At 35.4% G+C, this 22,594-nt stretch carries 21 protein-coding genes, 2 pseudogenes and 1 CRISPR repeat array (1 of these 24 cut by a window edge); of the genes and pseudogenes, 6 read left to right on the forward strand and 17 right to left on the reverse strand.

What is annotated here, in order from left to right; translation table 11 throughout:
- Positions 1-484: 484 nt before the first annotated feature.
- Positions 485-796 (forward strand): hypothetical protein, encoded by a 312-nt coding sequence (locus SPD89_RS09785; protein ID WP_336261763.1) that lies wholly within the window; start codon positions 485-487, stop codon positions 794-796.
- 510 nt (positions 797-1,306) lie between these two features.
- Positions 1,307-1,392: pseudogene (locus SPD89_RS23015) on the forward strand (helix-turn-helix transcriptional regulator); the annotation flags it as partial.
- Positions 1,393-1,879: 487 nt separating this feature from the next.
- Here the strand turns inward: SPD89_RS23015 and SPD89_RS23020 are convergent.
- The 3 genes from SPD89_RS23020 to SPD89_RS09795 all read right to left on the reverse strand — a co-directional run bounded on the left by SPD89_RS23020 (position 1,880) and on the right by SPD89_RS09795 (position 3,242).
- The gene (locus tag SPD89_RS23020; RefSeq protein WP_442961114.1) at positions 1,880-2,356 is read right to left on the reverse strand and encodes a SprT-like domain-containing protein; all 477 of its coding nucleotides are present in this window, start codon (positions 2,354-2,356) and stop codon (positions 1,880-1,882) included.
- Positions 2,357-2,435: 79 nt separating this feature from the next.
- Entirely contained in the window at positions 2,436-2,879 is a 444-nt protein-coding gene (locus SPD89_RS09790; protein ID WP_336261764.1) for an acyl-CoA thioesterase, read from the reverse strand.
- A 15-nt stretch (positions 2,880-2,894) separates the two neighbouring features.
- On the reverse strand, positions 2,895-3,242 hold the full coding sequence (locus tag SPD89_RS09795) for an SCP2 sterol-binding domain-containing protein (protein ID WP_336261765.1): 348 nt from the start codon (positions 3,240-3,242) through the stop codon (positions 2,895-2,897).
- Positions 3,243-3,403: 161 nt separating this feature from the next.
- Between SPD89_RS09795 and SPD89_RS09800 the strand changes: the two genes are divergently transcribed.
- A complete protein-coding gene (locus SPD89_RS09800; RefSeq protein WP_336261766.1) occupies positions 3,404-3,775 on the forward strand; it encodes a DsrE family protein in 372 nt (123 codons plus the stop codon).
- 176 nt (positions 3,776-3,951) lie between these two features.
- On the opposite strand, the gene sdhB is transcribed toward SPD89_RS09800, so the two are convergent.
- From sdhB to SPD89_RS09815, 3 genes are read right to left on the reverse strand one after another with little or no spacing between them, the layout of a single operon-like run.
- The gene (gene sdhB, locus SPD89_RS09805) at positions 3,952-4,716 is read right to left on the reverse strand and encodes a succinate dehydrogenase iron-sulfur subunit (RefSeq protein ID WP_336261767.1); all 765 of its coding nucleotides are present in this window, start codon (positions 4,714-4,716) and stop codon (positions 3,952-3,954) included.
- Positions 4,716-6,476, reverse strand: coding sequence for a succinate dehydrogenase flavoprotein subunit (gene sdhA, locus SPD89_RS09810; protein WP_336261768.1), 1,761 nt, complete (start codon positions 6,474-6,476; stop codon positions 4,716-4,718). The genes sdhB and sdhA overlap by 1 nt, the downstream gene beginning before the upstream one ends.
- A gap of 25 nt (positions 6,477-6,501) precedes the next feature.
- On the reverse strand, positions 6,502-7,122 hold the full coding sequence (locus tag SPD89_RS09815) for a succinate dehydrogenase cytochrome b558 subunit (RefSeq protein ID WP_336261769.1): 621 nt from the start codon (positions 7,120-7,122) through the stop codon (positions 6,502-6,504).
- Between the two features lie 398 nt (positions 7,123-7,520).
- On the opposite strand from SPD89_RS09815, the gene SPD89_RS09820 reads away from it, so the two are divergent.
- Positions 7,521-7,952 (forward strand): DUF2507 domain-containing protein, encoded by a 432-nt coding sequence (locus SPD89_RS09820; RefSeq protein WP_336261770.1) that lies wholly within the window; start codon positions 7,521-7,523, stop codon positions 7,950-7,952.
- Positions 7,953-8,422: 470 nt separating this feature from the next.
- Here the strand turns inward: SPD89_RS09820 and uvrC are convergent, their stop codons facing one another.
- The 11 genes from uvrC to zapA form a co-directional block, all read right to left on the reverse strand.
- On the reverse strand, positions 8,423-10,219 hold the full coding sequence (uvrC, locus tag SPD89_RS09825; protein ID WP_336261771.1) for an excinuclease ABC subunit UvrC: 1,797 nt from the start codon (positions 10,217-10,219) through the stop codon (positions 8,423-8,425).
- A gap of 305 nt (positions 10,220-10,524) precedes the next feature.
- Positions 10,525-10,839 (reverse strand): thioredoxin, encoded by a 315-nt coding sequence (gene trxA / locus SPD89_RS09830; protein WP_336261772.1) that lies wholly within the window; start codon positions 10,837-10,839, stop codon positions 10,525-10,527.
- Between the two features lie 402 nt (positions 10,840-11,241).
- Positions 11,242-12,216, reverse strand: a complete 975-nt coding sequence (locus SPD89_RS09835; protein ID WP_336261773.1) for an electron transfer flavoprotein subunit alpha/FixB family protein — start codon at positions 12,214-12,216, stop codon at positions 11,242-11,244.
- Between the two features lie 26 nt (positions 12,217-12,242).
- Entirely contained in the window at positions 12,243-13,016 is a 774-nt protein-coding gene (locus SPD89_RS09840; RefSeq protein ID WP_336261774.1) for an electron transfer flavoprotein subunit beta/FixA family protein, read from the reverse strand.
- Between the two features lie 75 nt (positions 13,017-13,091).
- On the reverse strand, positions 13,092-13,865 hold the full coding sequence (locus tag SPD89_RS09845) for an enoyl-CoA hydratase (protein WP_336261775.1): 774 nt from the start codon (positions 13,863-13,865) through the stop codon (positions 13,092-13,094).
- Between the two features lie 80 nt (positions 13,866-13,945).
- A complete protein-coding gene (locus tag SPD89_RS09850; protein ID WP_336261776.1) occupies positions 13,946-14,527 on the reverse strand; it encodes a TetR/AcrR family transcriptional regulator in 582 nt (193 codons plus the stop codon).
- Positions 14,528-14,729: 202 nt separating this feature from the next.
- A complete protein-coding gene (locus tag SPD89_RS09855) occupies positions 14,730-16,430 on the reverse strand; it encodes a long-chain-fatty-acid--CoA ligase (RefSeq protein ID WP_336261777.1) in 1,701 nt (566 codons plus the stop codon).
- A gap of 324 nt (positions 16,431-16,754) precedes the next feature.
- Entirely contained in the window at positions 16,755-19,106 is a 2,352-nt protein-coding gene (locus SPD89_RS09860; RefSeq protein ID WP_336261778.1) for an endonuclease MutS2, read from the reverse strand.
- A 26-nt stretch (positions 19,107-19,132) separates the two neighbouring features.
- Positions 19,133-20,851, reverse strand: a complete 1,719-nt coding sequence (gene polX, locus SPD89_RS09865) for a DNA polymerase/3'-5' exonuclease PolX (protein WP_336261779.1) — start codon at positions 20,849-20,851, stop codon at positions 19,133-19,135.
- A 67-nt stretch (positions 20,852-20,918) separates the two neighbouring features.
- On the reverse strand, positions 20,919-21,473 hold the full coding sequence (locus SPD89_RS09870; protein WP_336261780.1) for a CvpA family protein: 555 nt from the start codon (positions 21,471-21,473) through the stop codon (positions 20,919-20,921).
- Entirely contained in the window at positions 21,474-21,767 is a 294-nt protein-coding gene (zapA, locus tag SPD89_RS09875; protein WP_442961115.1) for a cell division protein ZapA, read from the reverse strand.
- Between the two features lie 186 nt (positions 21,768-21,953).
- Here zapA and SPD89_RS09880 point away from each other — a divergent pair, with 186 nt between their 5' ends.
- Together SPD89_RS09880 and SPD89_RS23025 are read left to right on the forward strand one after the other, a co-directional pair.
- Positions 21,954-22,256, forward strand: a complete 303-nt coding sequence (locus SPD89_RS09880) for a DUF3378 domain-containing protein (RefSeq protein WP_336261783.1) — start codon at positions 21,954-21,956, stop codon at positions 22,254-22,256.
- Positions 22,257-22,269: 13 nt separating this feature from the next.
- Positions 22,270-22,323 (forward strand): annotated as a pseudogene (locus SPD89_RS23025) (hypothetical protein); the annotation flags it as partial.
- A gap of 76 nt (positions 22,324-22,399) precedes the next feature.
- A CRISPR array of direct repeats spans positions 22,400-22,594; the repeat unit is 36 nt; unit sequence GTCATAATTCCCCTGCGTTTCTTGATGTGATATGAT (it continues 1,555 nt past the right edge of the window).

The following is a 22,594-nucleotide window of genomic DNA, read 5'->3' on the forward strand; positions in this document are numbered from 1 at the left end:
TTAGTTTTTTTGGGCTAATTTTATGTTAATCAATTTTTTTATCTAGCGTAAATTTCTTTAGACTGAAAAGTTCAATGAATTCATAATCAATTGTTGATTCCCCCAACAAAATGTAATAATTTTAACGACAATTTGCAAATAATAAATTTACAGCAAATTTATGTAGTGACTAGTGATTGCAATAATTAGTATGTTATAATAACCATCAAGAATTGGCGTCTTATGCAACAAGACTATTTTTTAAAGCTAAAACACCAATAATTAATAATATACTTCATTTTTAAACACGTATTGTTCAAATGTGCTATTATTTCGGTAAATAATGATGAATGTTAGTTCAATTGCTAATTATGTTAGGAATAAAAAGAGTAAAGGAATTATTGTAAATTTTTATAAATAAACTGTATGAGATATCATATAACCATTTACATCATTTTTACAGTATTCAATAAAGTTTTAAAAATATATTAAAGGATGAATTTAAATGAGCGATGCAAAACTAGATTTAGTTTTAAAAAAGTTAGAATCAATGGAAAATGATATGAAGTCGATGAAGAATGAAATGGAAACAGTAACAAATCATCTAAAAAAACTAGATACAAAAACGGATTATATTCAAAGCGATGTAACTACTATTAAAGATAGTATTGAACGCATTGACCATGCAGTAAATGAAGATGTCTTAGCCATTTTAAAAACAATAGAAAATAAAACAAATGACAACGATGCAGACATCGTAGTATTAAACAACCGTCTTTTCAAAGTAGAATCAAAAATACAGAAAATAATTGGCTAATAACGATAAAACTATGCTTTATCTACAAAGACTTCCTTTCTAGCGTTTTATGTACGATCTTGGTTCACACAAGCAATTATAATTACTTTGTGGGGCATGCCGTCGCTTCTTTAAAGGTCATAAAAAGCAATAGGCTTTTTATTCCGTTCTTTTACCAGACCGCATTATTAGTATCTTAATAGGACATGATACCATATGTCAAAACAAACAGCTATGAGATTAATAAAAAAATACAACAGCCTTTAGGAGACAGTTACGGCTATTACAACTATCACAAAAGAAATCGTTGCTACTCGTTCAAAATGGATAGAGGATTATGGTTAATGCACCATCGGAATTACAGAATATTTATGAAGAAATGTACGAATCTAAAGTGAGATCACAGGATTTACTAAAGAATTTAACCTTAGATAATTATCATGATGTAAAATTTCAGAGAGAAAATGATTATTTTATTGCGACAGTTAACTATTTTTATTATAAGAGTGAAACAGTTCGCAATCACTATCCATCACAAACGCAATCCAAAAGCTAGTGTTAAAGGAAGAGCCCAGGCAGTAATTGAACTTATTAGGATGGGAGAGTTAAAGCTATAAAACAGAAAGTATTTTAACACCAATGAATCTACTATTTGCTGTTCAAATGGTCTTTTAAATGTTCTTCGAGGCCAGTAAATAAATTCTCAAACGATTTTAAAAGTGTTTATGAAAATCGTTAAAATAGTTCTTCGCTTCATTAGCAGTTTTTCCTGAAAAAGAATGCATTGTATTCAACCTATTAATGCTTTGCTTGAGACATACTTTTTACACTATCTTTGTAACTGCTATAAGTTGCTTCAAAATTACTAGTATTGGAAGAGTTCTATTGAACCAACTTTGGAACACGCTACATCCTACGGAGGAATCTTGTCTCTTCTTGATTATGTAAAGAAAATTCGATTGACTGACCATTTGGAGGATTATCTCAACGTTAGTAAACAAGGATTATACACCAATGCATCTGCTATTTGCCGTACTCCATACACGATAAGAAAAACTGATCGTTATACATTGATCAGTCTTTCTCTTACTATTTAAATATGGATTAAGTTCCATCATAAATTCTTTCTCCTACTACCGTAAGGCTTGACTGACAACATGATGTGCGATATCTATGTGGCGTACGATTTAGCTGCTTCAGCCTCGTTTCACTTTCCTTACCACAAGCATTACACTTAAAAACGAAATGTTTTCCGATTTTTGTTGATTTCGTACTTGGTGCACCGTGTTTTATTAACTCCGATTCAAATAATGGATGGCCATCACTGCTTGGGTTCTTCATCATATGAAATGCATAATGGATGCATTCATGTTTTAAAATTCCTATTATCACATCATCTGTACCATATTCAAGTGTATTTCCCGCTATCTCAATACGTAGTGGACGTTGATCATAAGAAACAACAAATCTACCTAATGTTGTTCTAAGTCGATTATTTCGCTTAATAGGTATAGTTAAAGTTATTCCGTAGCATTCTTGTAAAAAATTACTTGCTATTTCTGTTAATTCTTCTTCTGAAATTGTTGCTCACTCCTATATGTTAGAACAATATTACCTCTTCATTATAGCAGTGAGCATATACAAAATTCTATTTATAAATCTACTTAACCATTAACTTTTCTTTTATAGATTCGGGTAGATTTTGTGATTTTCCTGTTGTGGGATTTACATTCACCAATCTCCCTCTTCCCGTTAAACAGACTTCATCTGACTCATTTATCGCTAAATAATGTAGATCCAGTGAACTGTTCCCAATCGAGTCAGTCTTTACAAAGAGTTTGATTGTTTCTCCAAAAAATATTTGTCTATGATAATCGCATTGTAAATCAGCGACAACTGGAATAGACTCTGGATTCATTAGATTCGTAAATAATTCTAAATGTTTCATATATTCAATTCGCGCTTCTTCAAAATAAATAAACGGTGAGACGTTATTTACATGTCCAAACATGTCAGTTTCTGAAAAACGAATAGTAATATCAATATAAAATGAGAACTCTTCTTTCCATTGTTTAAAATCGTTTATATATGAAATATGTTGCATGGAATATCCCCCTTCCTAAACATCAAATTTTTTTAAAAGATTTTCGAGTTTTAACGCTAAACCAATATTACCTTTAACTTTCAGCCTGCCTGTCATATATGCTGATGCTGAGTTTAAATTTCCTTGCAATAATTTTTTAAAGTTCTTTACATTCATCGTAAGTGTACAATCAGCTGAATTATTTTTATCTGTATCAACTAATGCACTTCCATCTTTAAAAATTAATCCATATGTACCAGCATCATCTCCTGTGATTTCAAAAATATAACTTGCATTTAAATCTTTAATTAACTCAGGTCGTTCATTAGCTATTTTTTCAATTTCATCCCAAATTTCACTTAATGACTTCGTATCTAAATCCATTATAATATTCGCCCTTTCAAATGAATGATTGTTCACCCATTATAATATGAAAACAATTAAAATGAAAGCGCAACCCTAATGAATCAATTATATTGACTTACAATATATGTAACGTTACAATCATACCTGGAAGGGTATATTAAATATAAGGAGGGATTTTAATGAGCGAAACTGATTTACTAATAACACTTACAGCTCATGAGAATGATGAAAACAATGTAACAATTGCATTTACAATGGGAGTTAAAGCGCTCGAGAAAAATCATCATACAGAAATAATGCTACTTTCAAATGCGGTACATGTAGCAGAAAAAGGATATGCGGAAAAAATCGATATCGGTGCTCCTTTTTCACCAATTGATGAGCTACTAAAGGCATTTCTTGATAAGGGTGGCAAATTAAAAGTATGTTCATCCTGTATGGAACATAATGGTGTAAATAAAGAAGATCTAGTTGAAGGTGCTGAGGTTATAACTGCAGATTATGTAATCGATGCAGTAATGGAAGCGAAACGTACTTTACAATTAAATTAATATAAGTGAAAAAAATTTACTAAGTCTGCCAATAGACGCTAATAGGTTGTACCAACATATGGATGCTAATTTAATCACATTCCAACATGTAAAGTGGCTATCTAAATAGCGAAACAATAAAGATGAAAGAACCCCCTTACCTCGAGTAGATAAGGGGTTCTTTCATCAATTATGAATTAGTGAGCATTGTCGCTACCAAAGAAATTTTTAAATGATTGCGCAACCGTTGCTCTATTCATTGCTGCAATAGAGGTTGTTAAAGGAATACCTTTTGGACAAACTTGGACGCAGTTTTGTGCGTTTCCACAACCTGTAATCCCACCATCTTCCATTAATCCATCCAAACGTTCACTTTTATTCATTTCACCTGTTGGGTGCGCATTAAATAATCGTGCTTGGGATAATGCAGCTGGTCCAATAAAGTTTGATTTAGCGTTAACGTTTGGGCAAGCCTCTAAACATACTCCACATGTCATACATTTAGATAGTTCATAAGCCCACTGACGCTTTTTCTCTGGCATACGAGGTCCAGGTCCAAGATCGTACGTACCGTCAATTGGAATCCATGCTTTAATTCGTTTTAGGGCGTCAAACATACGCTCCCGATCAACGATTAAATCACGTACAACAGGAAATGTATCCATCGGTGCTAAGCGTATTGGTTGCTCTAGTTTGTCAACTAGAGCCGCACAAGATTGACGTGCTGTTCCATTAATAACCATGGAACAAGCACCACAAACCTCCTCTAAACAGTTCATGTCCCACTGTACTGGAGTAGTTTTTTCCCCTTTAGCATTAACTGGATTTTTTTGGATTTCCATAAGTCCAGAAATTACGTTCATATTTTTACGATAAGGTACATTAAAAGTCTCTTCGTAAGGGGAGGAATCAGGGCTGTCTTGTCTTGTTATAATAAAAGTAACAGTTTTTTGTTCAGCCATTATTTTTTGCTCCCTTCACTTTTTTTAGAATAATCACGTTTTCTCGGTGGAATTAATGAAACATCTACGTCTTCATATGTTATTTCTGGTTCACCATTTTTATATGATGCAATAGTTGTTTTTAAGAAATTCTCATCGTCACGCTCAGGGAATTCTGGTTTATAATGAGCTCCACGACTTTCATCACGTTTTAAAGCACCGAGTGTAATAACACGAGCTAACTCAATCATATTTCTTAGCTGACGAGTAAACATAACACCTTGGTTACTCCACTGAGATGTATCAGTTACATTAATATTTTCCCAACGCTCTAGTAATTCTTGAAGTTTTTCATCTGTTTTTTCTAGGCGATCATTTTCCCGAACTACTGTTACGTTATCTGTCATCCATTCACCAAGCTCTTGGTGTAATTGATAGGCATTTTCTGTTCCATCCATTTTGAGAAGTGCTTCAAATTTCTCTTGCTCTTCTTTTTCACGAGCATCAAATAATTCAGGTCCCATGTCCGTCACATGTTTATCTAACCCATCGATATATTCAATTGCCTTTGGACCGGCAACCATTCCACCAAAAATAGCGGATAATAATGAGTTTGCTCCAAGTCTATTTCCACCATGCTGTGAATAATCACACTCACCAGCTGCAAAAATACCAGGAATATTGGTCATTTGATCATAGTCAACCCATAATCCACCCATAGAATAGTGAACGGCAGGGAAAATTTTCATTGGAACTTTACGAGGGTCTTCTCCAACGAACTTCTCATAAATTTCGATGATTCCACCTAATTTAATATCAAGCTCTTTTGGATCTTTATGGGAAAGATCGAGATAAACCATGTTTTCCCCGTTAATTCCTAACTTTTGATTCACACAGACATCAAAAATTTCACGAGTAGCAATGTCCCTAGGAACTAGGTTACCATATGCAGGATATTTTTCCTCTAAGAAATACCAAGGTTCTCCATCTTTATATGTCCATACACGACCACCTTCACCACGAGCAGATTCACTCATGAGACGTAATTTGTCATCTCCTGGAATTGCTGTCGGGTGGATTTGGATAAATTCACCATTCGCATATTTCGCACCTTGCTGATATAAAATGCTCGCTGCAGACCCAGTATTAATAATCGAGTTCGTTGATTTACCAAAGATAATTCCCGGCCCGCCTGTTGCTAAAATCGTTGCATCAGAAGGGAATGATTTAATTTCATGACTCTTAATATTTTGTGCGACAATTCCTCTACCAACGCCTTCATCATCGATGACTGCACCGAGAAATTCCCATCCTTCATATTTTGTTACAAGTCCTTCTACTTCAAAACGACGAACCTGTTCATCTAGTGCATATAATAATTGCTGACCTGTTGTTGCCCCAGCATATGCTGTTCTATGGTGCTGTGTACCTCCAAAACGTCTAAAATCAAGTAGACCTTCAGGAGTACGGTTAAACATAACACCCATACGGTCAAGCATATGAATAATACTTGGTGCTGCGTCACACATTGCTTTTACAGGTGGTTGGTTTGCTAAAAAGTCCCCACCATAAACTGTATCGTCAAAGTGAATATCAGGAGAATCACCTTCCCCTTTTGTATTTACCGCACCATTAATTCCACCTTGGGCACAAACAGAGTGAGAGCGTTTTACTGGTACGATAGAAAATAAATCTACTTGAACGCCAGCTTCAGCAGCTTTGATCGTTGCCATTAATCCAGCAAGTCCGCCACCTACTATTGCTACTTTTCGGTTACTCATTGTTTATACTCCCTCCTCTAAGTAATTATGCTCCCATTCCAAATTCAATGATCGTTCTAATTCCAATATAACTAACTACTAAGAAAACAATAACTGTTGCGTATGTAATGATTTGTTGTGAACGTGGAGATTGTGCAATTCCCCATGAAACACAGAAGCTCCATAATCCATTCGCTAAATGGAATACGATAGCGAGAATAGAAATGATATAAAACCAGAAATAGAATGGCTGAGTTAAGATTCCTTCCATTAATTGATAGTTCACTTCAGCATTCCCTAGTGCAACTTGAATTCTTGTTTGCCATACATGCCATGCAATGAAAATAAGTGTAATAACACCCGATATACGCTGTAATAAGAACATCCAGTTACGGAAATAACCGTATTTTCTTGTATTATTACGAGTCACAAGTACGATGTATACTCCTAAAATGGCATGAAATAAAATCGGTAAATAAATAACTACAATCTCCAATACAAGTACAAATGGAAGTGAACCCATAAATCCAGCTGCCTTATTAAAGCTCTTTTCTCCATAAACAACAAAATGGTTCACAATCAAGTGTTGTACAACAAAGATACCAATTGGAACAACACCTAAAAGTGAATGCAGTCTTCGGTAAAAATATTCTCGATGATCCACCATGTGTTACTCCCTCCTTAACTTATTTTTTATATAAATTTTTTAAAAAATTGCACAACAGGTTTATAAATAGGTTTTATAAATATTATTTACGACTCTTTTTAAAATAGTGGTCAATATAAAAATATGCCTCTAAAGTTAATTCATCACCCATCCTTAATTGAAAACCAGTGTTTATTGAATTCTTCTTTATTGTACTTCTAACTAGAAAAAGCGTCAAGAAAAGGGGTATTAATTTTACACATATAGTATTACATATAAACGAAAAGAGTATAACATTTTAGCACTTAAGACTCAGCTAATCGACGTTTTATCCCAATATATTAACATAATATTAATCTACGAAACTATGATATAATATAAGCGTTACAAATAAATTATATATGTAAAGGATGACTTAGATGGACAGAAACTTAATCTCGCTCTCTACGCTAGATGAGTTTAATTCCGAAACGATTGGTCAAGATATTCTTAGGTACATTAGTTTACCTAGCTTTCTTGGTCATGAAAGAGATACATTATTATATTTTATCGGTCGTAATCTCGCTAGGAAAATACATATTGGAAGTTTCGACGATGTTATTTATTTATTTAAAAAGTTCCGCTGGGGAAACCTGGAACTAATTAAAGATAAAAAAAATCATATGATTCTTCATTTAATGTCTGATGATATTGTAAAACGCATGCAAGCTTCTATTGAAGTAGATTTCCGTTTAGAAGCTGGTTTTATTGCAGAAGCAATGCAAAATGTAACTGGACGTCCAGCTGAATGCACAGAAACAGTTAATGAAAGATTGTTCCGAGTGGAATATAAATTGTATTTTACTGATTAATAATCAATCGGAATAATAGACGATAAAGGAATTAAATCTGTTTTACTCTAATATCAAGGTCACAGAATATCATGTTTTGTGACCGTTTTCCATTTTTTCAGCAAATAAAGGTATAAGTGCGTTCAAAACTCCTATGTCTTTACAGACACCGCGATGTATGAAAACTCCCATTTTCGTATAAAAAGAAGGATAAAAAGGATCAAGAAGTTCGAGGCGGCGCAGTTTCGAGCAGCGGGATGTATGCATTTAGATACATGAGCAAAGATCTGGCACGCAGAAAAAGTGATCTTCTTTTCCAAGGAAACGCTTCTAGCACGCAGAAAAAGTGATTTCCCTTTTTCAAGGAGCGGAGAAACAAGCATTCGTGCGAAATTCGCAGTGTCATTTTTACCGGACTTTTTGAACATCCTCTATAACCTTTTATAATTCTACACCTAAATATTTAACCTTTAGAAATGAATCGTTATCCCCTATTCGTCCGACCGATTATCGGGCTGTTCATTTAAGTTTTCCAACACATTTTCGGCAACATTTATAGGAATCCCAAGTTTAGTGATGTCTTCAATCGTTGCTTCCTTGATTGCATTTATAGATTTAAAATGAGTTAAAAGAAGGTTTCGTCTTTTTGCACCAACACCAGGAATTTTGTCCAATTCAGATTGCATAACTCCCTTTCCACGTAATTGACGGTGAAATGTTATAGCATACCGATGCACTTCTTCTTGAATTCGTTGTACTAAATAAAATTCATTGGATCTTCTCTCAAGAGGAACTACTGTTGGAGGATCTCCATATAGCAATTCACCTGTTTTATGTCTTTCATCTTTGACTAATCCACATAGTGGAACAGATAACCCAAGTTCGTTTTCAAGTACATCTCTTGCTGCTGACATTTGTCCTTTTCCCCCATCGACAATAATTAAATCTGGGAAAGGTAGATTTTCAATTAAAACTCTTTTGTACCTGCGCCTAATAACCTCTCGCATTGTCTCATAATCGTCTGGTCCTTCGACATGTCTAATTTTATATTTTCGGTATTCATTTTTAGTTGCTCTCCCATCAATAAAAACAACCATTGCCGAAACTGGATCGGTACCTTGGATGTTTGAGTTATCAAATGCTTCGATTCTTCGTGGTGTTTCAATATTCAATAACTCACCCAACCTTTCAACAGATTTAATTGTTCGTTCTTCATCGAGTTCGATTAAAGAAAAGCGTTCTTCCAAAGCAATTTGCGCATTTCTACCTGCCAATTCGACAAGTTCTTTCTTTTGTCCTCTAAAAGGTGTATGCACATCTATTTCTAACAGTTCCTTGATTAAAGTTGCATCAGTGCCAATCGGGACTAACACTTGTTTTGGTTTTAAATTACGTTGATGTAGATAAAACTGTCCAATGAAACTAATAAACGCATCTTTCGCTTCTGTATAATAAGGAAAGATCGCTACATCACGTTCTAATAATTTTCCTTGGCGAATAAAAAATACTTGAACACACATCCAGCCTTTATTAAAGCTATATCCAAATATATCAATGTTTACCTTTTCATTTAATGTCACTTTTTGTTGTTCCATCACTGCTTCAATATGGGTAATCTGATCCCTAAATTCTTGTGCCCTTTCAAAATTGAGTTCATTACTTGCGGTTAGCATTTTTTCTTGTAAATCTTTTTTTATCTCCTTATATCCGCCATGTAAAAAACTACTTATTTCCTGGATAATCTTATCGTATTTTTCTTTTGGAACAGCCTCTTCGCCACATGCTAAACATTGATCCATATGGTAATACAAACAATAACGACCAGGTGGGTTATTACATTTGCGAAGCGGATATAGTCTGTCTAATAATTTCTTTGTTTCTCGTGCAGCAATTACATTTGTATATGGTCCGAAATATTTTCCACCATCTTTTTTTATTTTTCGTGTAATTAATAATTGCGGATGCCGTTCATTCGTTATTTTTAAATAAGGATAACTCTTGTCATCTTTAAGCATGACATTATATTTAGGATCATATTTTTTTATTAAATTCATTTCTAATATAAGTGCATCAATTTCACTGGAAGTAACAATATACTCAAAGTCTACAATTTCCATCACAAGTCGCTGTGTCTTCTCGTCGTGTGCCCCAATAAAGTAAGACCTGACGCGGTTTCGTAACATTTTTGATTTCCCTACATAAATAACAGTGCCATGTTTGTCTTTCATTAAATAACAGCCTGGTTTTGCAGGTAAGACTTTCAATTTCTCGTGAATGGTAACGTCCATCGGGATCCCCCCTTACTTATAAATGATTATAGTAAACTTGGCATTCGTTAAAGAAATCATGCCCTTATCACTAGGGTATGCCGACGTCAGGCGCAAAGCCTGGTTCTTAGTCGGCCTTCCTTAGAGCCGTAATGCCGAAAGACAGAGGTGATGTTGCACTTATGCTCTTGAGTGCAAGCCTTTAGGCGAAATGCCTTAGTTGCACTTATGCAGAAAGAAATATGTATATACTTTCTTACTGCCAACAAAGATAATCCCTTGCCTCATTAGAGGAGCAAGGGATTTTATCTTAATTAACTTACGTCTTATGCGTGTTTGTTAACTAGTTCTGCTAGCGCTTCTTTCGGCTGGAAACCTACAACTTGGTCTACAACATTACCATCCTTCATTAAAAGTAAAGTTGGAATACTCATTACACCATATTTTCCAGCTGTTTCTTGGTTATCATCAACATTTAATTTAACAATTTTAACTTTCTCACCCATATCTCCATCAAGTTCTTCAAGAACCGGAGCAATCATTTTACAAGGACCACACCATGGTGCCCAAAAATCGACAAGTACTAGCCCATCCGTAGTTTCCTGTGCAAAGTTTTGATCAGTTACTTCTGCAATTGCCATTTAAACTCCTCCATTTCAATCTTGATTGATTCTGCATTCGATTATATCACCGTTAGTTTTACCTTGCTAGTAGTTTGCTTATACATGTATGGCTTTAAACGAATACTACTGTAGAAAACCATTTCGTATCATTTCCAACCAGCGCATCTCATAAGAGTCTCCTCGTCTTTTAGACCACTAAGTATATCTAAAAGAGCCACTTTACTTTGCATCTTTTACGGCCACTACGCATCCGGAGAGAGCCAATCAACATCTTTTCTGCCCACTTTTCATGCGGAGAGCCACTAAGCATCTTCTTTCTTCACTTTATATTATGTTAAGTAGATCATTCATCAGTAAAAAAACGTAACATTTTGTTAAAAAATCTGATCGCCTATTTTATTGCGATCAGATTTTTTGCTCTTACCCTATCTGTTGCTTCAATTCTTCTGTAAGTAAAGGAATAACTTCAAATAAATCGCCAACAATTCCGTAATCAGCAATGTTAAAAATATTTGCTTCCGGATCTTTGTTAATCGCAACGATTACTTTCGAGTTAGACATTCCGGCTAAATGTTGGATAGCTCCAGAGATCCCAACTGCAATATATAAATCAGGTGTAATAACTTTTCCAGTCTGCCCGATTTGTAAGGAATAATCACAGTACTCAGCATCACACGCCCCACGAGAAGCTCCCACTGCACCGCCTAATAAATTTGCTAATTCATATAGTGGTTCAAAACCTTCTGCACTTTTGACGCCACGTCCACCAGCGATAACAACGCTTGCCTCAGACATGTCGACACCTTCAGACTGTTTACGGATCACTTCTTTAATAACCGTACGCAAATCTTTTACATCGACGTCTTTTGCCTGAATCTCTCCAGAGCGAGATTCATCTTTCTCAAGAGCAGCGATGTTATTCGGTCTAATTGTAGCAAAAGTTATACCTTCTTTAATTACCTTTTTCTCAAATGCTTTTCCAGAATAGATCGGTCTTGTAAAAATTACATCCTCACCGTCTGTTTCAATTTCTGTTGCATCGGAGACAAGACCTAATTCTAGTCTACTTGCAATTTTTGGAGTTAAATCTTTCCCAATGGCAGTGTGACCCATAATGATTGCGTCAGGAGTCTCTTCGTCAACTACTTCCAAAACCACTTGTCCATAACCTTCAGACGTATAATTTTTCAAATTTTCATGCTTCACAGTTACTGCACGATCCGCACCGTAATAAATCATTTCCTGAGCTTGGTCTTCCAGCTCACCATCACTTAGCAGAAGTGCTACTACTTCTGCATTATCGTTCATTTTCCTAGCAGCTGCAATTGCTTCAAAGCTAACATTTCGTAAAACACCTTCTCTTGATTCACCAATAACTAATATTTTATCGCTCATCTTTACTTCTCCCTTCTCACCCTTATTTACAGTACTTTCGCTTCATTTTTTAATAAAGATACTAATTCTTTTACTTGATCTTCGATGTCCCCTTCTAAAATACGACCAGCCTGTTTTTCAGGAGGTAAAAAGATATCAACCGTTTCCGTTTTTGGTTCCAAATCATCTTCATCAAGATCTAAGTCATCAATTTCTAATTCTTCTAAAGGTTTTTTCTTCGCTTTCATAATTCCTGGTAAAGAAGGGTATCTTGGTTCATTAAGTCCTTGTTGACATGTGACAAGAAGCGGTAAATTGACATCGATCTTTTCGACATCCCCTTCTACGTCCTTTTCAATATGAGCCGTTTCTCCCTCTATATCGAGCCCAACAATAGTAGTAATATATGGAATATCTAATCTTTCTGCTAACCGTGGCCCAACTTGTCCACTCGCTTCATCAATTGCAACATTTCCAGCTAAAATTAAGTCAGCTTCTTTATCTTCAAAAAATGCTTCTAAGATTTTAACCGTAGTAAATTGATCTCCTTCTTCAAGATCATCTTCCGTATTAATTAAAACTGCCTTATCCGCACCCATCGCAAGCGCAGTGCGCAATTGTTTTTCGGAATCTTCATCTCCCACTGTCACAACGGTTACTTCACCCCCGTGCTCATCACGCTGGACAATTGCCTCTTCCACCGCATATTCATCATAAGGGTTAATGATAAATTCAGCGCTATCATCTTCAATTTCTCCATCGGTAACAACAATCTTATCTTCGGTATCAAATGTCTTTTTTAATAAAACGTAGATATTCATATTTAATTCCTCCCTATCTTATCTTTATTATAAGCTGACAACGTCAAACAAGCTGTGACCAATTTTCAAACTTTTTTATCTGTCTTTAAATTTTGGCTTTCGTTTTTCGATGAATGCTTGAATACCTTCTGTAGCATCTTCACTGCCAAAAATTTCTCCAAAGGCTTTCGCTTCTTGATCTGTTCCTGCTTGGAAAGAAGCAACTTTTGCATATGGAATTAATTCCATTATTCTTGTAATAGCCGGTTTACTTTTTGCCGCTATCTTTTCTGCTAAATTTCTTGCTTCACTTTGTAACTGTTCATCATCAACAGCTTTATTTGCAAGTCCAAGTTGAACCGCTTCTTCACCTGTTACTGTATCCCCTGTTAAGATCATCTCATATGCTTTAGGGATTCCAACAAATTGAGGTAGCCGCTGTGTCCCTGCAAATCCTGGAATAATTCCAAGCGTAATTTCTGGTAAACCAAGCTTGGTAGTTTTCGTAACTAAGCGAATATGGCAAGCTAAAGCGAGCTCTAACCCACCACCCAAAGATGCACCGTGAATCGCAGCAATGATCGGTACATGAAATCTCTCCATTCGGGAAAATAAATCTTGCCCCATTTTTGCAAGAGACTCATAATCAGAAGCTGCTTGTAAAGAAGTAAATTCCTTAATATCTGCTCCTGCCGAGAAAAACCTGCCTTCCCCTGTTAAAATAACAGCTTTTACTGTATCCTCCTTTTCAATCTGATCTAACTGTACCTTAAGGTCTTTTAATAATGTTGTGGAAAGTGCATTGGCAGGTGGGCTGTTGATCGTAATAGTTGCAATGTGATCTTCAATAACTAACGATAATGTACTCACCTTATTCCTCCTTAATCATAGGTAATAACCAAAATATATAATTCCTTAACAAAACTTCATGTTTTTGAGGGGATCATAAACTATTTGAAAAATCCTTTCGTTAAAAGCTCGTGAACTTCTTCTGCTTGATCTAAAAGTGAGTAATGCTGAGATTTCATTAGCCAAGTAGTAACCGTTTCATCAAGTGTTCCAAAAATCATTTGCCTTATTATTTGTGGATTCATATCTTTTCTTATTTCATTTTCCTCGATTCCTTGCTGTATGATTTCATCCATAACAGTTAAATATGATTTAAGTACTTTATTAATCTCTTTTCGTAATTCGGGTTTTGATTGTCTCAATTCTAGTTGTGTTACAATCGCTAAATGTGGCGATTCTGAAAGTAGTTTATAATGCATGTTAATTAATGTTAACAGTTTATCACTGGCTGATTTTTGCTCACTTGTTGCATTATCAATCATTTCTATAAAATGACCCATCTTCTCTTTAAATACTGAAATTAATATGTCTTCTTTATTTTTAAAATATAAATAAATAGTTCCATCCGCTACATTTGCTTGTTTAGCAATCTTTGACACTTGGGAAGCATGATATCCATTTTCAGCTATTACTATTACTGCAGCATCGATAATTTGTTTATATTTTGGCCGTTCTTTGTTCATTAGAACTCCCCTCACTTTAATAAAAAATTACTTATGAATGATTGGTCATTCATAAGTAATTGTAGCGTTTTCATTTCATTATGTCAATAAAGATATCTACCCGAATGAAAACGCATAGTTATTTTCTCTATCTATATCTACTTAAAGAAAACTATTACAAAGTAGTCCTCATTCCTTGCTCTATATTGTATATGTCCATAAATTAATTTACTTTTTTATCTTCTTCTATCGCATCAATCGACTCTTCAATTAGTTGTCTTTTTAAAACTTTTCCAACGATTGTTTTTGGTAGTTCATCACGAAACTCGTAGATTCGCGGTACTTTATAAGGTGCTAAATTTTTTCGACAATATCGATTTAATTGCTTTTCGTCTAACTTTTCTCCTTTTTTAGGAACAATGATTGCTTTAACTGTTTCTCCTCGATATGCATCAGGGACTCCAATAACCGCAGCTTCCTGTATTCCCGTATGCTCAAACAATACCTCTTCTACTTCTCTTGGATAAATATTAAAACCACCAGCAATAATCATATCAGACTTTCTATCTTCAACATAGAAATATCCTTCTTCATCCATTCGTCCCATGTCGCCCGTTAATAACCAACCATCTTCTTTCAATACTTCCTTTGTATCTTCTTCTCTGTTCCAATACCCTTTCATTATTTGAGGACCTCTGACAGCAATTTCTCCAACTTCACCAACTGGTAATTCTTCAAGTGTTCCTTCCTTAACAATCATTGCTTCTGTATCAGGCCAAGGCACCCCTATACTACCATGAACTCGGTTACCCCAAATGAAATTGGCATGTGTGACAGGTGACGTTTCAGTTAAGCCATACCCTTCCACAAGCCGTCCACCTGTTATTTTTTCAAACCGCTGTTGTATATCAAGTGGCAGTGAAGCAGATCCACTAATACATGCTTCAATTGATGATAAATCATATTTTTCAAGATTCGGATGGTTTAACAGTCCGATATAAATGGTTGGAGCACCAGGGAATAAGGTTGGTTTTAATTTTTCGATCGTTTTCAAAACTTCTTCTGCATCAAATTTTGGCATTAAAATCATTTTTGAACCATACATAATAGATAAATTCATTATGGTTGTCATTCCATATACATGGAAAAACGGTAAAACACCAAGAACTATCTCTTGACTATTTCTCAACTTATAAAGCCAAGCATTACACATCTGTACATTTGTAACTAAGTTATAATGGGTGAGCATAACTCCTTTCGGTTTTCCTGTCGTCCCACCAGTGTATTGCAGTAATGCTAAGTCTTCCTTTGGATCAATTTCAACTTCTTCATACGAGTCGGAAACGCTTTCAAATACCTTTTTCCAAACATGTGTATCTGCAGATTCTTCTACTTTAACTACCATATTATACTGACGCTTTTGAATAAATGGGTAAATGAGATTTTTGGGAAACGGTAAAAAGTCACTTATCCGTGTGACAATTGCATGCTCTAAATCCGTTTTATCCCGCACACCGGAAACCCGTGGTAATAGGATATCCAAACAAACGATGTATTTTGCTCCTGAATCCTTTACTTGATACTCTAGCTCCCTTTCCGTATATAAAGGGTTTACTTGAACAACTACTCCACCCGCCATCAATGTCCCATAATACGTTATGACAGTTTGTGGACAGTTAGGTAACATACTAGCAACTCGATCACCTTTTTTTAATCCGATTGACTGTAGAAAACTTGCCATTTGCTTTGCTTGTTTCAATAACTCACCAAAAGAAATTTCTTTTCCCATAAAATGAAGCGCTTTCTTTGCCGTATGACGTTTACCACTTTCCAATAAAAACTGGTAAAGTGGGATTTCGTCATACTGAAGCGTAGTAGGAATTTCTTCTGGATAATGCCTTATCCAAGGCTTTTCTTTATCCATCTTTATCCCCCCATACTAAATTTAAAATGACACATAAAACTGTCAGAAGCGAAGTTCTTAGATGCTAATCCATTCATGAGGTTCCTTCAACAATTCTGCCATTTTTTTACGAAAAAATCCAATAAGCGACACCAACAATTATAAAAACAACTGCGACCGAAATAAGTATTTTTGCTAGTTTATCGAGTACCATTGTTATCCTCCATTATAGAGAAAGATCCTTATCAGACAATCGTTTCTCAAAGTCTATCATAAAATGAATAGTAATTCAATATAATAATGAATGTTTGTTCAATTTTGTATTAATATGTCATGTTTAGTCCTTTATTGAAATTCAATAACTGTAACACCACTTCCTCCTTCATTTTGCCCACCTAAACGATGTGATTTTATAAAGGGGTGTGATTGAATATATTTTTCTACCCCTTTTCTAAGTGCTCCAGTACCTTTACCATGGATGATCGTCACTCGCGGGTACCCTTGGACAAGCGCATCATCAATGTACTTTTCTAATTTTAACAGTGCATCTTCATAGCGTTCTCCTCGTAGATCAAGCTCTGTTTTTACTGTCCCCCCGCGGGAAGAAATCATATGTGATACAGGGCGAGATGGGGAATCGGCTTTTTCGTCTTTTGCTTTTTTTACAAAAACAAGATCTTTTCGTTTCGCAGTTATTTTCATCACGCCAACTTGGATCACATACTCATTTTTATTTTTCTTTTCAATAACTTGACCTGTTTGTTGTAATGTTTTATGTTTAATTTCATCGCCTACTTCGAGCTCTTGTTGATCAGCTTGAACATCTTCTCTTTTTTCACCTTTAACGAGTTCGGGCTGGGCTTCATCCAACATTTTTCTTGCTTCAATCCATTCATGCTCTTTCCACATTGCTTTATCTTTCATTTGGCGAACTTCATCGACGATAATTTGAGCTTCTTCTCTTGCTTTTTGGAGCGCTTTTTCTGCTTTTTCTTCCGCTTTTTTATATAGCTCCATCTTTTTCTGTTCAAACGTATTCCATTCTTTTTGCAAATCTGCACGAAGCTGTTCACTTTCTTCTAAAATACGATTCGCTTCCTCTAGTTTCTTTTCAGCTTCATTTCTTGACTTTTCTAAAGCTGCAATCATATTTTCGACATTCTTGGAATCGACACCTAGATAACTCTTTGCATGCTCAATAATTTCTTTTCGGAGCCCTAAACGATCCGAAATTTCAAATGCATTACTTCGACCTGGTACTCCCATCAATAAACGATACGTAGGGCGTAATGTTTCCACATCAAATTCCACAGAAGCATTCATGACAAACTCTCTATTATACCCATATGCTTTTAATTCCGGATAATGCGTTGTAGCCACTACTCGTGCTTCGCAGTTAATTACTTTATCTAATATTGCCATCGCCAGTGCTGCTCCTTCTTGGGGGTCTGTACCGGCACCAAGTTCATCGAATAAAACTAGCGATTTTTCATCAACTTGTTCCATTATGTTTACTATATTCGTCATATGCGAAGAAAATGTACTTAAATTTTGTTCGATCGATTGCTCATCACCAATATCTGCAAATACTTTATTAAAGACAGCTAGTTTACAACCATCGAATGCTGGTATTTGGAGGCCGGACTGCGCCATTAATGTACAGAGCCCAATTGTCTTTAATGTGACTGTTTTTCCCCCGGTATTCGGACCAGTAATTACGATCGCATGGTAATCATCACCGATAGCAATATCGCTTGCAACGACATGCTCCATCGGAATAAGTGGGTGTCTAGCCTGTTTCATGTCAATAATTCCCTGTTCATTTAATGTCGGCTTAGCAGCTTTCATTTTAACGGCTAACCTAGCTCTTGCAAAAATACAGTCTAAATTTGCGATAACCTTTATATTAATAAGTAAAGATTCTTCATGCGTTGCTATTTCTGACGTTAACTGTTGTAAAATTACATCTATTTCTTGTTTTTCTTGCAAAATTGCTTGTTGCAGCTGGTTATTCAAATCAATTACAGCGCGCGGCTCCATAAAAAGAGTTTGTCCAGAGGAAGATTGATCGTGAACGATTCCTCCAATTGCACTTCGATATTCATGTTTTACAGGTAAAACATAGCGATTATTTCGAATTGTTACGATCGCATCTGATAACATTTTGCTTTTTGTTCTTGTTAATTGTTGCAGTCGCTCACGAATACGAGTTTCATACGTACGAATTGTTTGACGGATTCCTCTTAATTTTGCTGATGCATCATCAACAATATCACCATGATCATCAATTTTACGTTTAATTTCTTTTTCTAAAAATTTTAATGGCGTAATTTCTTCTGCTATTTCCTCTAGTAGAGGGAAACTTTCTTCTACATTTTCAATAAAACTTTTCAAATTTCGCCCAGTATAAATCGTTTGCGCAACTTGTAAACACTCCGTCGTATCTAACATGCTTCCAATTCGGCTTCGTTTCAGACTTTCCGTAATATCGTATACTTGAGAAAAAGGTACAGTCTTATCCAACATTAAAACATGTAGCGCTTCATCTGTTTCGTTTTGAAGGCGTTGTACAATTTCGATATCGGTTTGTGGCGTAAGTTTTTGTACCGCTTCCTTACCAACTGATGAAGCGGTCTCTTCCAGTAATAAATCAATCACTTTATTAAATTCCAATACATGTAATGTCCGTTCATTCATAAAAAACATTCTCCTTAAAAGCTACACTATTTATTGCGATTAATATACTCCATTAGTTTCTCTTTTTTCCAAGTGTTCAATACAGTTTCTGGTTTTAACCAAGCTTTTCTTGCCATTTTTACACCATAATCCATATGCGCGAGTGTTCCACCACGATGTGCATCGGTATTGATCGCTATTGTTACACCGGTATCTTGTGCTGCTTCCAACCATTCCGTAGCAAGATCGAAACGCTGCGGATTTGCATTTAGTTCAAGACATGTATTCGTTTCTTTTGCCCGTTCTATCAATTTTCCAACATTCACCTTATAACCTGACCGACGTCCAATAATACGCCCTGTCGGATGGGCAATTAGATCAACGTATGGGTTTTCTAGTGCATTGTATAGTCTGTTCATAATTTTTTCTTCAGATTGGTCAAAACTTGAATGAATTGCCGCAATAACAAAGTCCATTTCTTTTAAAAACTCAGTTGAAAAGTCCAATTCCCCATTCGGTAAAATGTCCATTTCCACACCAGAAAATATATGAATATCATCATACTTATCATTTAACAACGCTATTTCTTCCCGTTGTTTTCGAAGTCTTGATTCAGTTAATCCATTGGCAACCCGTAAAAATTTAGAGTGATCGGTAATGGCAATATATTCATACCCTTTTCCCCGTGCATGATTCACCATTTCTTCTAGTGATTCGGCACCATCGCTCCAAGTTGTATGCATATGAAGATCACCGCGGATTTCGTCATGCTCTAATAACTCAACTTCCTCCTTAAACGCCTCAACCTCACCTTTATCTTCACGGATTTCAGGTGGGATATAATGAATGTCGAAGTGATTGAAAAAGGCTTTCTCTGAATCAACATGTAGAACTTCTCCTGTTTCTTCCACCTCGATACCATATTCGTTAATTTTTTCACCACGTTGTTTTGCAAGTTGCCGCATTTTTACATTATGAGCCTTTGAACCGGTAAAATGGTGTAGCGTAGTGTAAAACTCCTCTTTTTTCACAAGTCTGAAATCTACATTTACTTCATATTGATCCACTAACGTCACCGAAACTTTTGTATCCCCACTTGCAATAACATCTTGAATCAAATCCATTTTTAGAATTGCTTCCCTTACTCTTTCAGCTTCCTCTGTAGCAATAATAAAATCAATATCTTTTATCGTCTCTTGTAACCGTCTTAAACTTCCCGCGATACTGAATTGCTGTATTTCCGGAATCCCTTCCAAATACTTTTCAATCACACTAGCAAGCTCGAGCATATATGCAACCGGTAAACGTTCCGGTCTTGTCTCTTGATTATTTAGAGCCTCTACAATATTTTCTGCTGTCTTTTTTCCAAAGCCTTTTACTTTTTCGACTCGCCCATCCATACATGCGAGCTTAAGTGTATCCGCATCAACTACATCTAATTCTTTATATAAAACCGCTAACCGTTTTCCACCTAAACCTGGTAACTTCAATAAAGGAATGAGGCCATCCGGTATTTCTTTTTCCAATGTTAGTAAAGTTTCTGAAGTCCCCGTTTCAAGAAATTCTTGAATCAAATCATTAGTGCCTTTACCAATTCCAGGAATTTCAGTAAAATCATCGATCTCATTTAATGAACGTACATCACGTTCAAGACCTTGAGCGGCTTTTCTATATGCGGCTATACGAAACGGGTTCTCTCCTTTTAGCTCTAAATAGGTTGCTATTTTTTCTAAAAATTGTACAATATCTTTTTTGTTTAGTCCCATTATTAATCTCTCCCTACAAATCATGGAAAAAGACTGATCTCATATGCAATCAGTCTTCGTTTTCTCATCAGTTATATAAAATACTTAATACATCTGTAAACCATAACTTTTCCATAGCTTTTGATAAAATCGGCGTATGCTCCACAATTAATGTCGCAAGAAAAGAACTCTTAATTCTTACCTGAATTGCCTCCATCGGCAAGAGTGCTAGAACAAATAAAATAAGAAACGTAATAAAATAAACTTCAACAAACCCTAAAATTGCGCCTAGTAATTTATTAAGTTGCCGAAGCACAGGTAAATTTGCTAGAAAGTCGAGCATGGACGCAATAATTTGTAAAATAATTTTTGTAGCAAAAAAGATAATGGCAAAAGCAATCGCATTATAAAACGCATTTTCAAGCGGCATACTGTTTAAAAAGACTGCCCAAACTTGGTCAGAGCTAAACTCTGGATACGGTATCCAATACGGCAAATGGCTTGCTAATTTACGAAAGTATAGAATCGCTACAATAAAAGCAATAATAAAACCAACCAAATGCATTAATTGTAAAATAAATCCACGTTTAAGTCCCATAAAAAAACCAAAAATCAAAACAAGTAAAATAATTATTGATATCATTTATTCTTCCTCTTCTATTAATGTTACTAGATCTTCATAATCTGCTTTTAATTTTAAGTAATCATTCATTGTATTAATTGCTGTAAGTACTGCCAATTGTGTTGTATCTAAATGTTTATTAACTTGATAGATTTCACCCATTTTATCATTCACTAATTTAGCAACTAATTCCATATGTTCTTTTGATTCAGTACCTACAATCGTATACTTTCTTCGATTGATTTTAACATCTATTTTTTTACGTTCTTTATTTTCTCGAGTCACACTAACGTTCCTCCCATTATAGCAGAACATCATCATTTCGTGCCTACTACTGCATAAAGTGGTACAATTAATTTTAACATGAAAATCGACATTTAGGAAACGGTATATATTTTTTTTACGCTTTACGTGAAAGGTGGGTAAAAATTGGGGAAAAAATCACCGAAATTTTTACAAATGAAACGATTGACCAAATGAAAAAAGCATATAAAGAATCGCTTGAGAATTCACCTCCTGGAGCAGTTTTTCGGGCGTGCACTGGCGATACCAGTAATAACAGCTTATAAATCTGGTAAAGTGCTTTTCCAAGGGGCTAGACCAGAAGTGGAAGTTGTAAAATGGGGAGAACCTTTAGAGTATACAACAAAAACATCTAATGGGAAACAAAATTCAACCTATATACCACCTGAATCCCTACTCTATAATAATCATATCGGTTCAGATGAATCAGGTACCGGAGATTATTTCGGTCCAATTACCAATTACTACATGCGCAGTGTATGTCAGGAAAGAACAGATTGATTTATTGAAAGAAATGGGGATCCAAGATTCAAAAAATATCACTGACGAGACAATAGAACTATTCAATTACAAGCTCGCGGCTGGTCTCAAGGAAAAAAAATCAATGCTCCATCATTCCGTGCGGAAAAGACATCAGGTTCATTGTCATAATTCCCCTGCGTTTCTTGATGTGATATGATCATTCAAGTAAAACCTCATAAAATGGGGAAGTCATAATTCCCCTGCGTTTCTTGATGTGATATGATTGACAAAGAGGAACAAAAATCAAGTATTGAGTCATAATTCCCCTGCGTTTCTTGATGTGATATGATTGTAAAAATAATGTTAAACCTCAATGA

The sequence above is a fragment of the Pseudogracilibacillus sp. SO30301A genome, assembly GCF_037072025.1.
Taxonomy (GTDB): domain Bacteria; phylum Bacillota; class Bacilli; order Bacillales; family Amphibacillaceae; genus Pseudogracilibacillus.

Coding starts and splice junctions, on each gene's coding strand:
- SPD89_RS09840 (WP_336261774.1), bottom strand. CDS start 13,016: ATGAATATCTACGTTTTATTAAAAAAGACATTTGATACCGAAGATAAG.
- SPD89_RS09795 (WP_336261765.1), bottom strand. CDS start 3,242: ATGGATTTAGATACGAAGTCATTAAGTGAAATTTGGGATGAAATTGAA.
- polX (WP_336261779.1), bottom strand. CDS start 20,851: ATGGGACTAAACAAAAAAGATATTGTACAATTTTTAGAAAAAATAGCA.
- SPD89_RS09815 (WP_336261769.1), bottom strand. CDS start 7,122: ATGGTGGATCATCGAGAATATTTTTACCGAAGACTGCATTCACTTTTA.
- SPD89_RS09870 (WP_336261780.1), bottom strand. CDS start 21,473: ATGATATCAATAATTATTTTACTTGTTTTGATTTTTGGTTTTTTTATG.
- SPD89_RS09855 (WP_336261777.1), bottom strand. CDS start 16,430: ATGGATAAAGAAAAGCCTTGGATAAGGCATTATCCAGAAGAAATTCCT.
- uvrC (WP_336261771.1), bottom strand. CDS start 10,219: ATGGACGTTACCATTCACGAGAAATTGAAAGTCTTACCTGCAAAACCA.
- SPD89_RS09860 (WP_336261778.1), bottom strand. CDS start 19,106: ATGAATGAACGGACATTACATGTATTGGAATTTAATAAAGTGATTGAT.
- SPD89_RS09800 (WP_336261766.1), top strand. CDS start 3,404: ATGAGCGAAACTGATTTACTAATAACACTTACAGCTCATGAGAATGAT.
- SPD89_RS09850 (WP_336261776.1), bottom strand. CDS start 14,527: ATGAACAAAGAACGGCCAAAATATAAACAAATTATCGATGCTGCAGTA.
- SPD89_RS09820 (WP_336261770.1), top strand. CDS start 7,521: ATGGACAGAAACTTAATCTCGCTCTCTACGCTAGATGAGTTTAATTCC.
- zapA (WP_442961115.1), bottom strand. CDS start 21,767: ATGTTCTGCTATAATGGGAGGAACGTTAGTGTGACTCGAGAAAATAAA.
- sdhA (WP_336261768.1), bottom strand. CDS start 6,476: ATGAGTAACCGAAAAGTAGCAATAGTAGGTGGCGGACTTGCTGGATTA.
- sdhB (WP_336261767.1), bottom strand. CDS start 4,716: ATGGCTGAACAAAAAACTGTTACTTTTATTATAACAAGACAAGACAGC.
- SPD89_RS09835 (WP_336261773.1), bottom strand. CDS start 12,216: ATGAGCGATAAAATATTAGTTATTGGTGAATCAAGAGAAGGTGTTTTA.
- SPD89_RS09785 (WP_336261763.1), top strand. CDS start 485: ATGAGCGATGCAAAACTAGATTTAGTTTTAAAAAAGTTAGAATCAATG.
- SPD89_RS09790 (WP_336261764.1), bottom strand. CDS start 2,879: ATGCAACATATTTCATATATAAACGATTTTAAACAATGGAAAGAAGAG.
- trxA (WP_336261772.1), bottom strand. CDS start 10,839: ATGGCAATTGCAGAAGTAACTGATCAAAACTTTGCACAGGAAACTACG.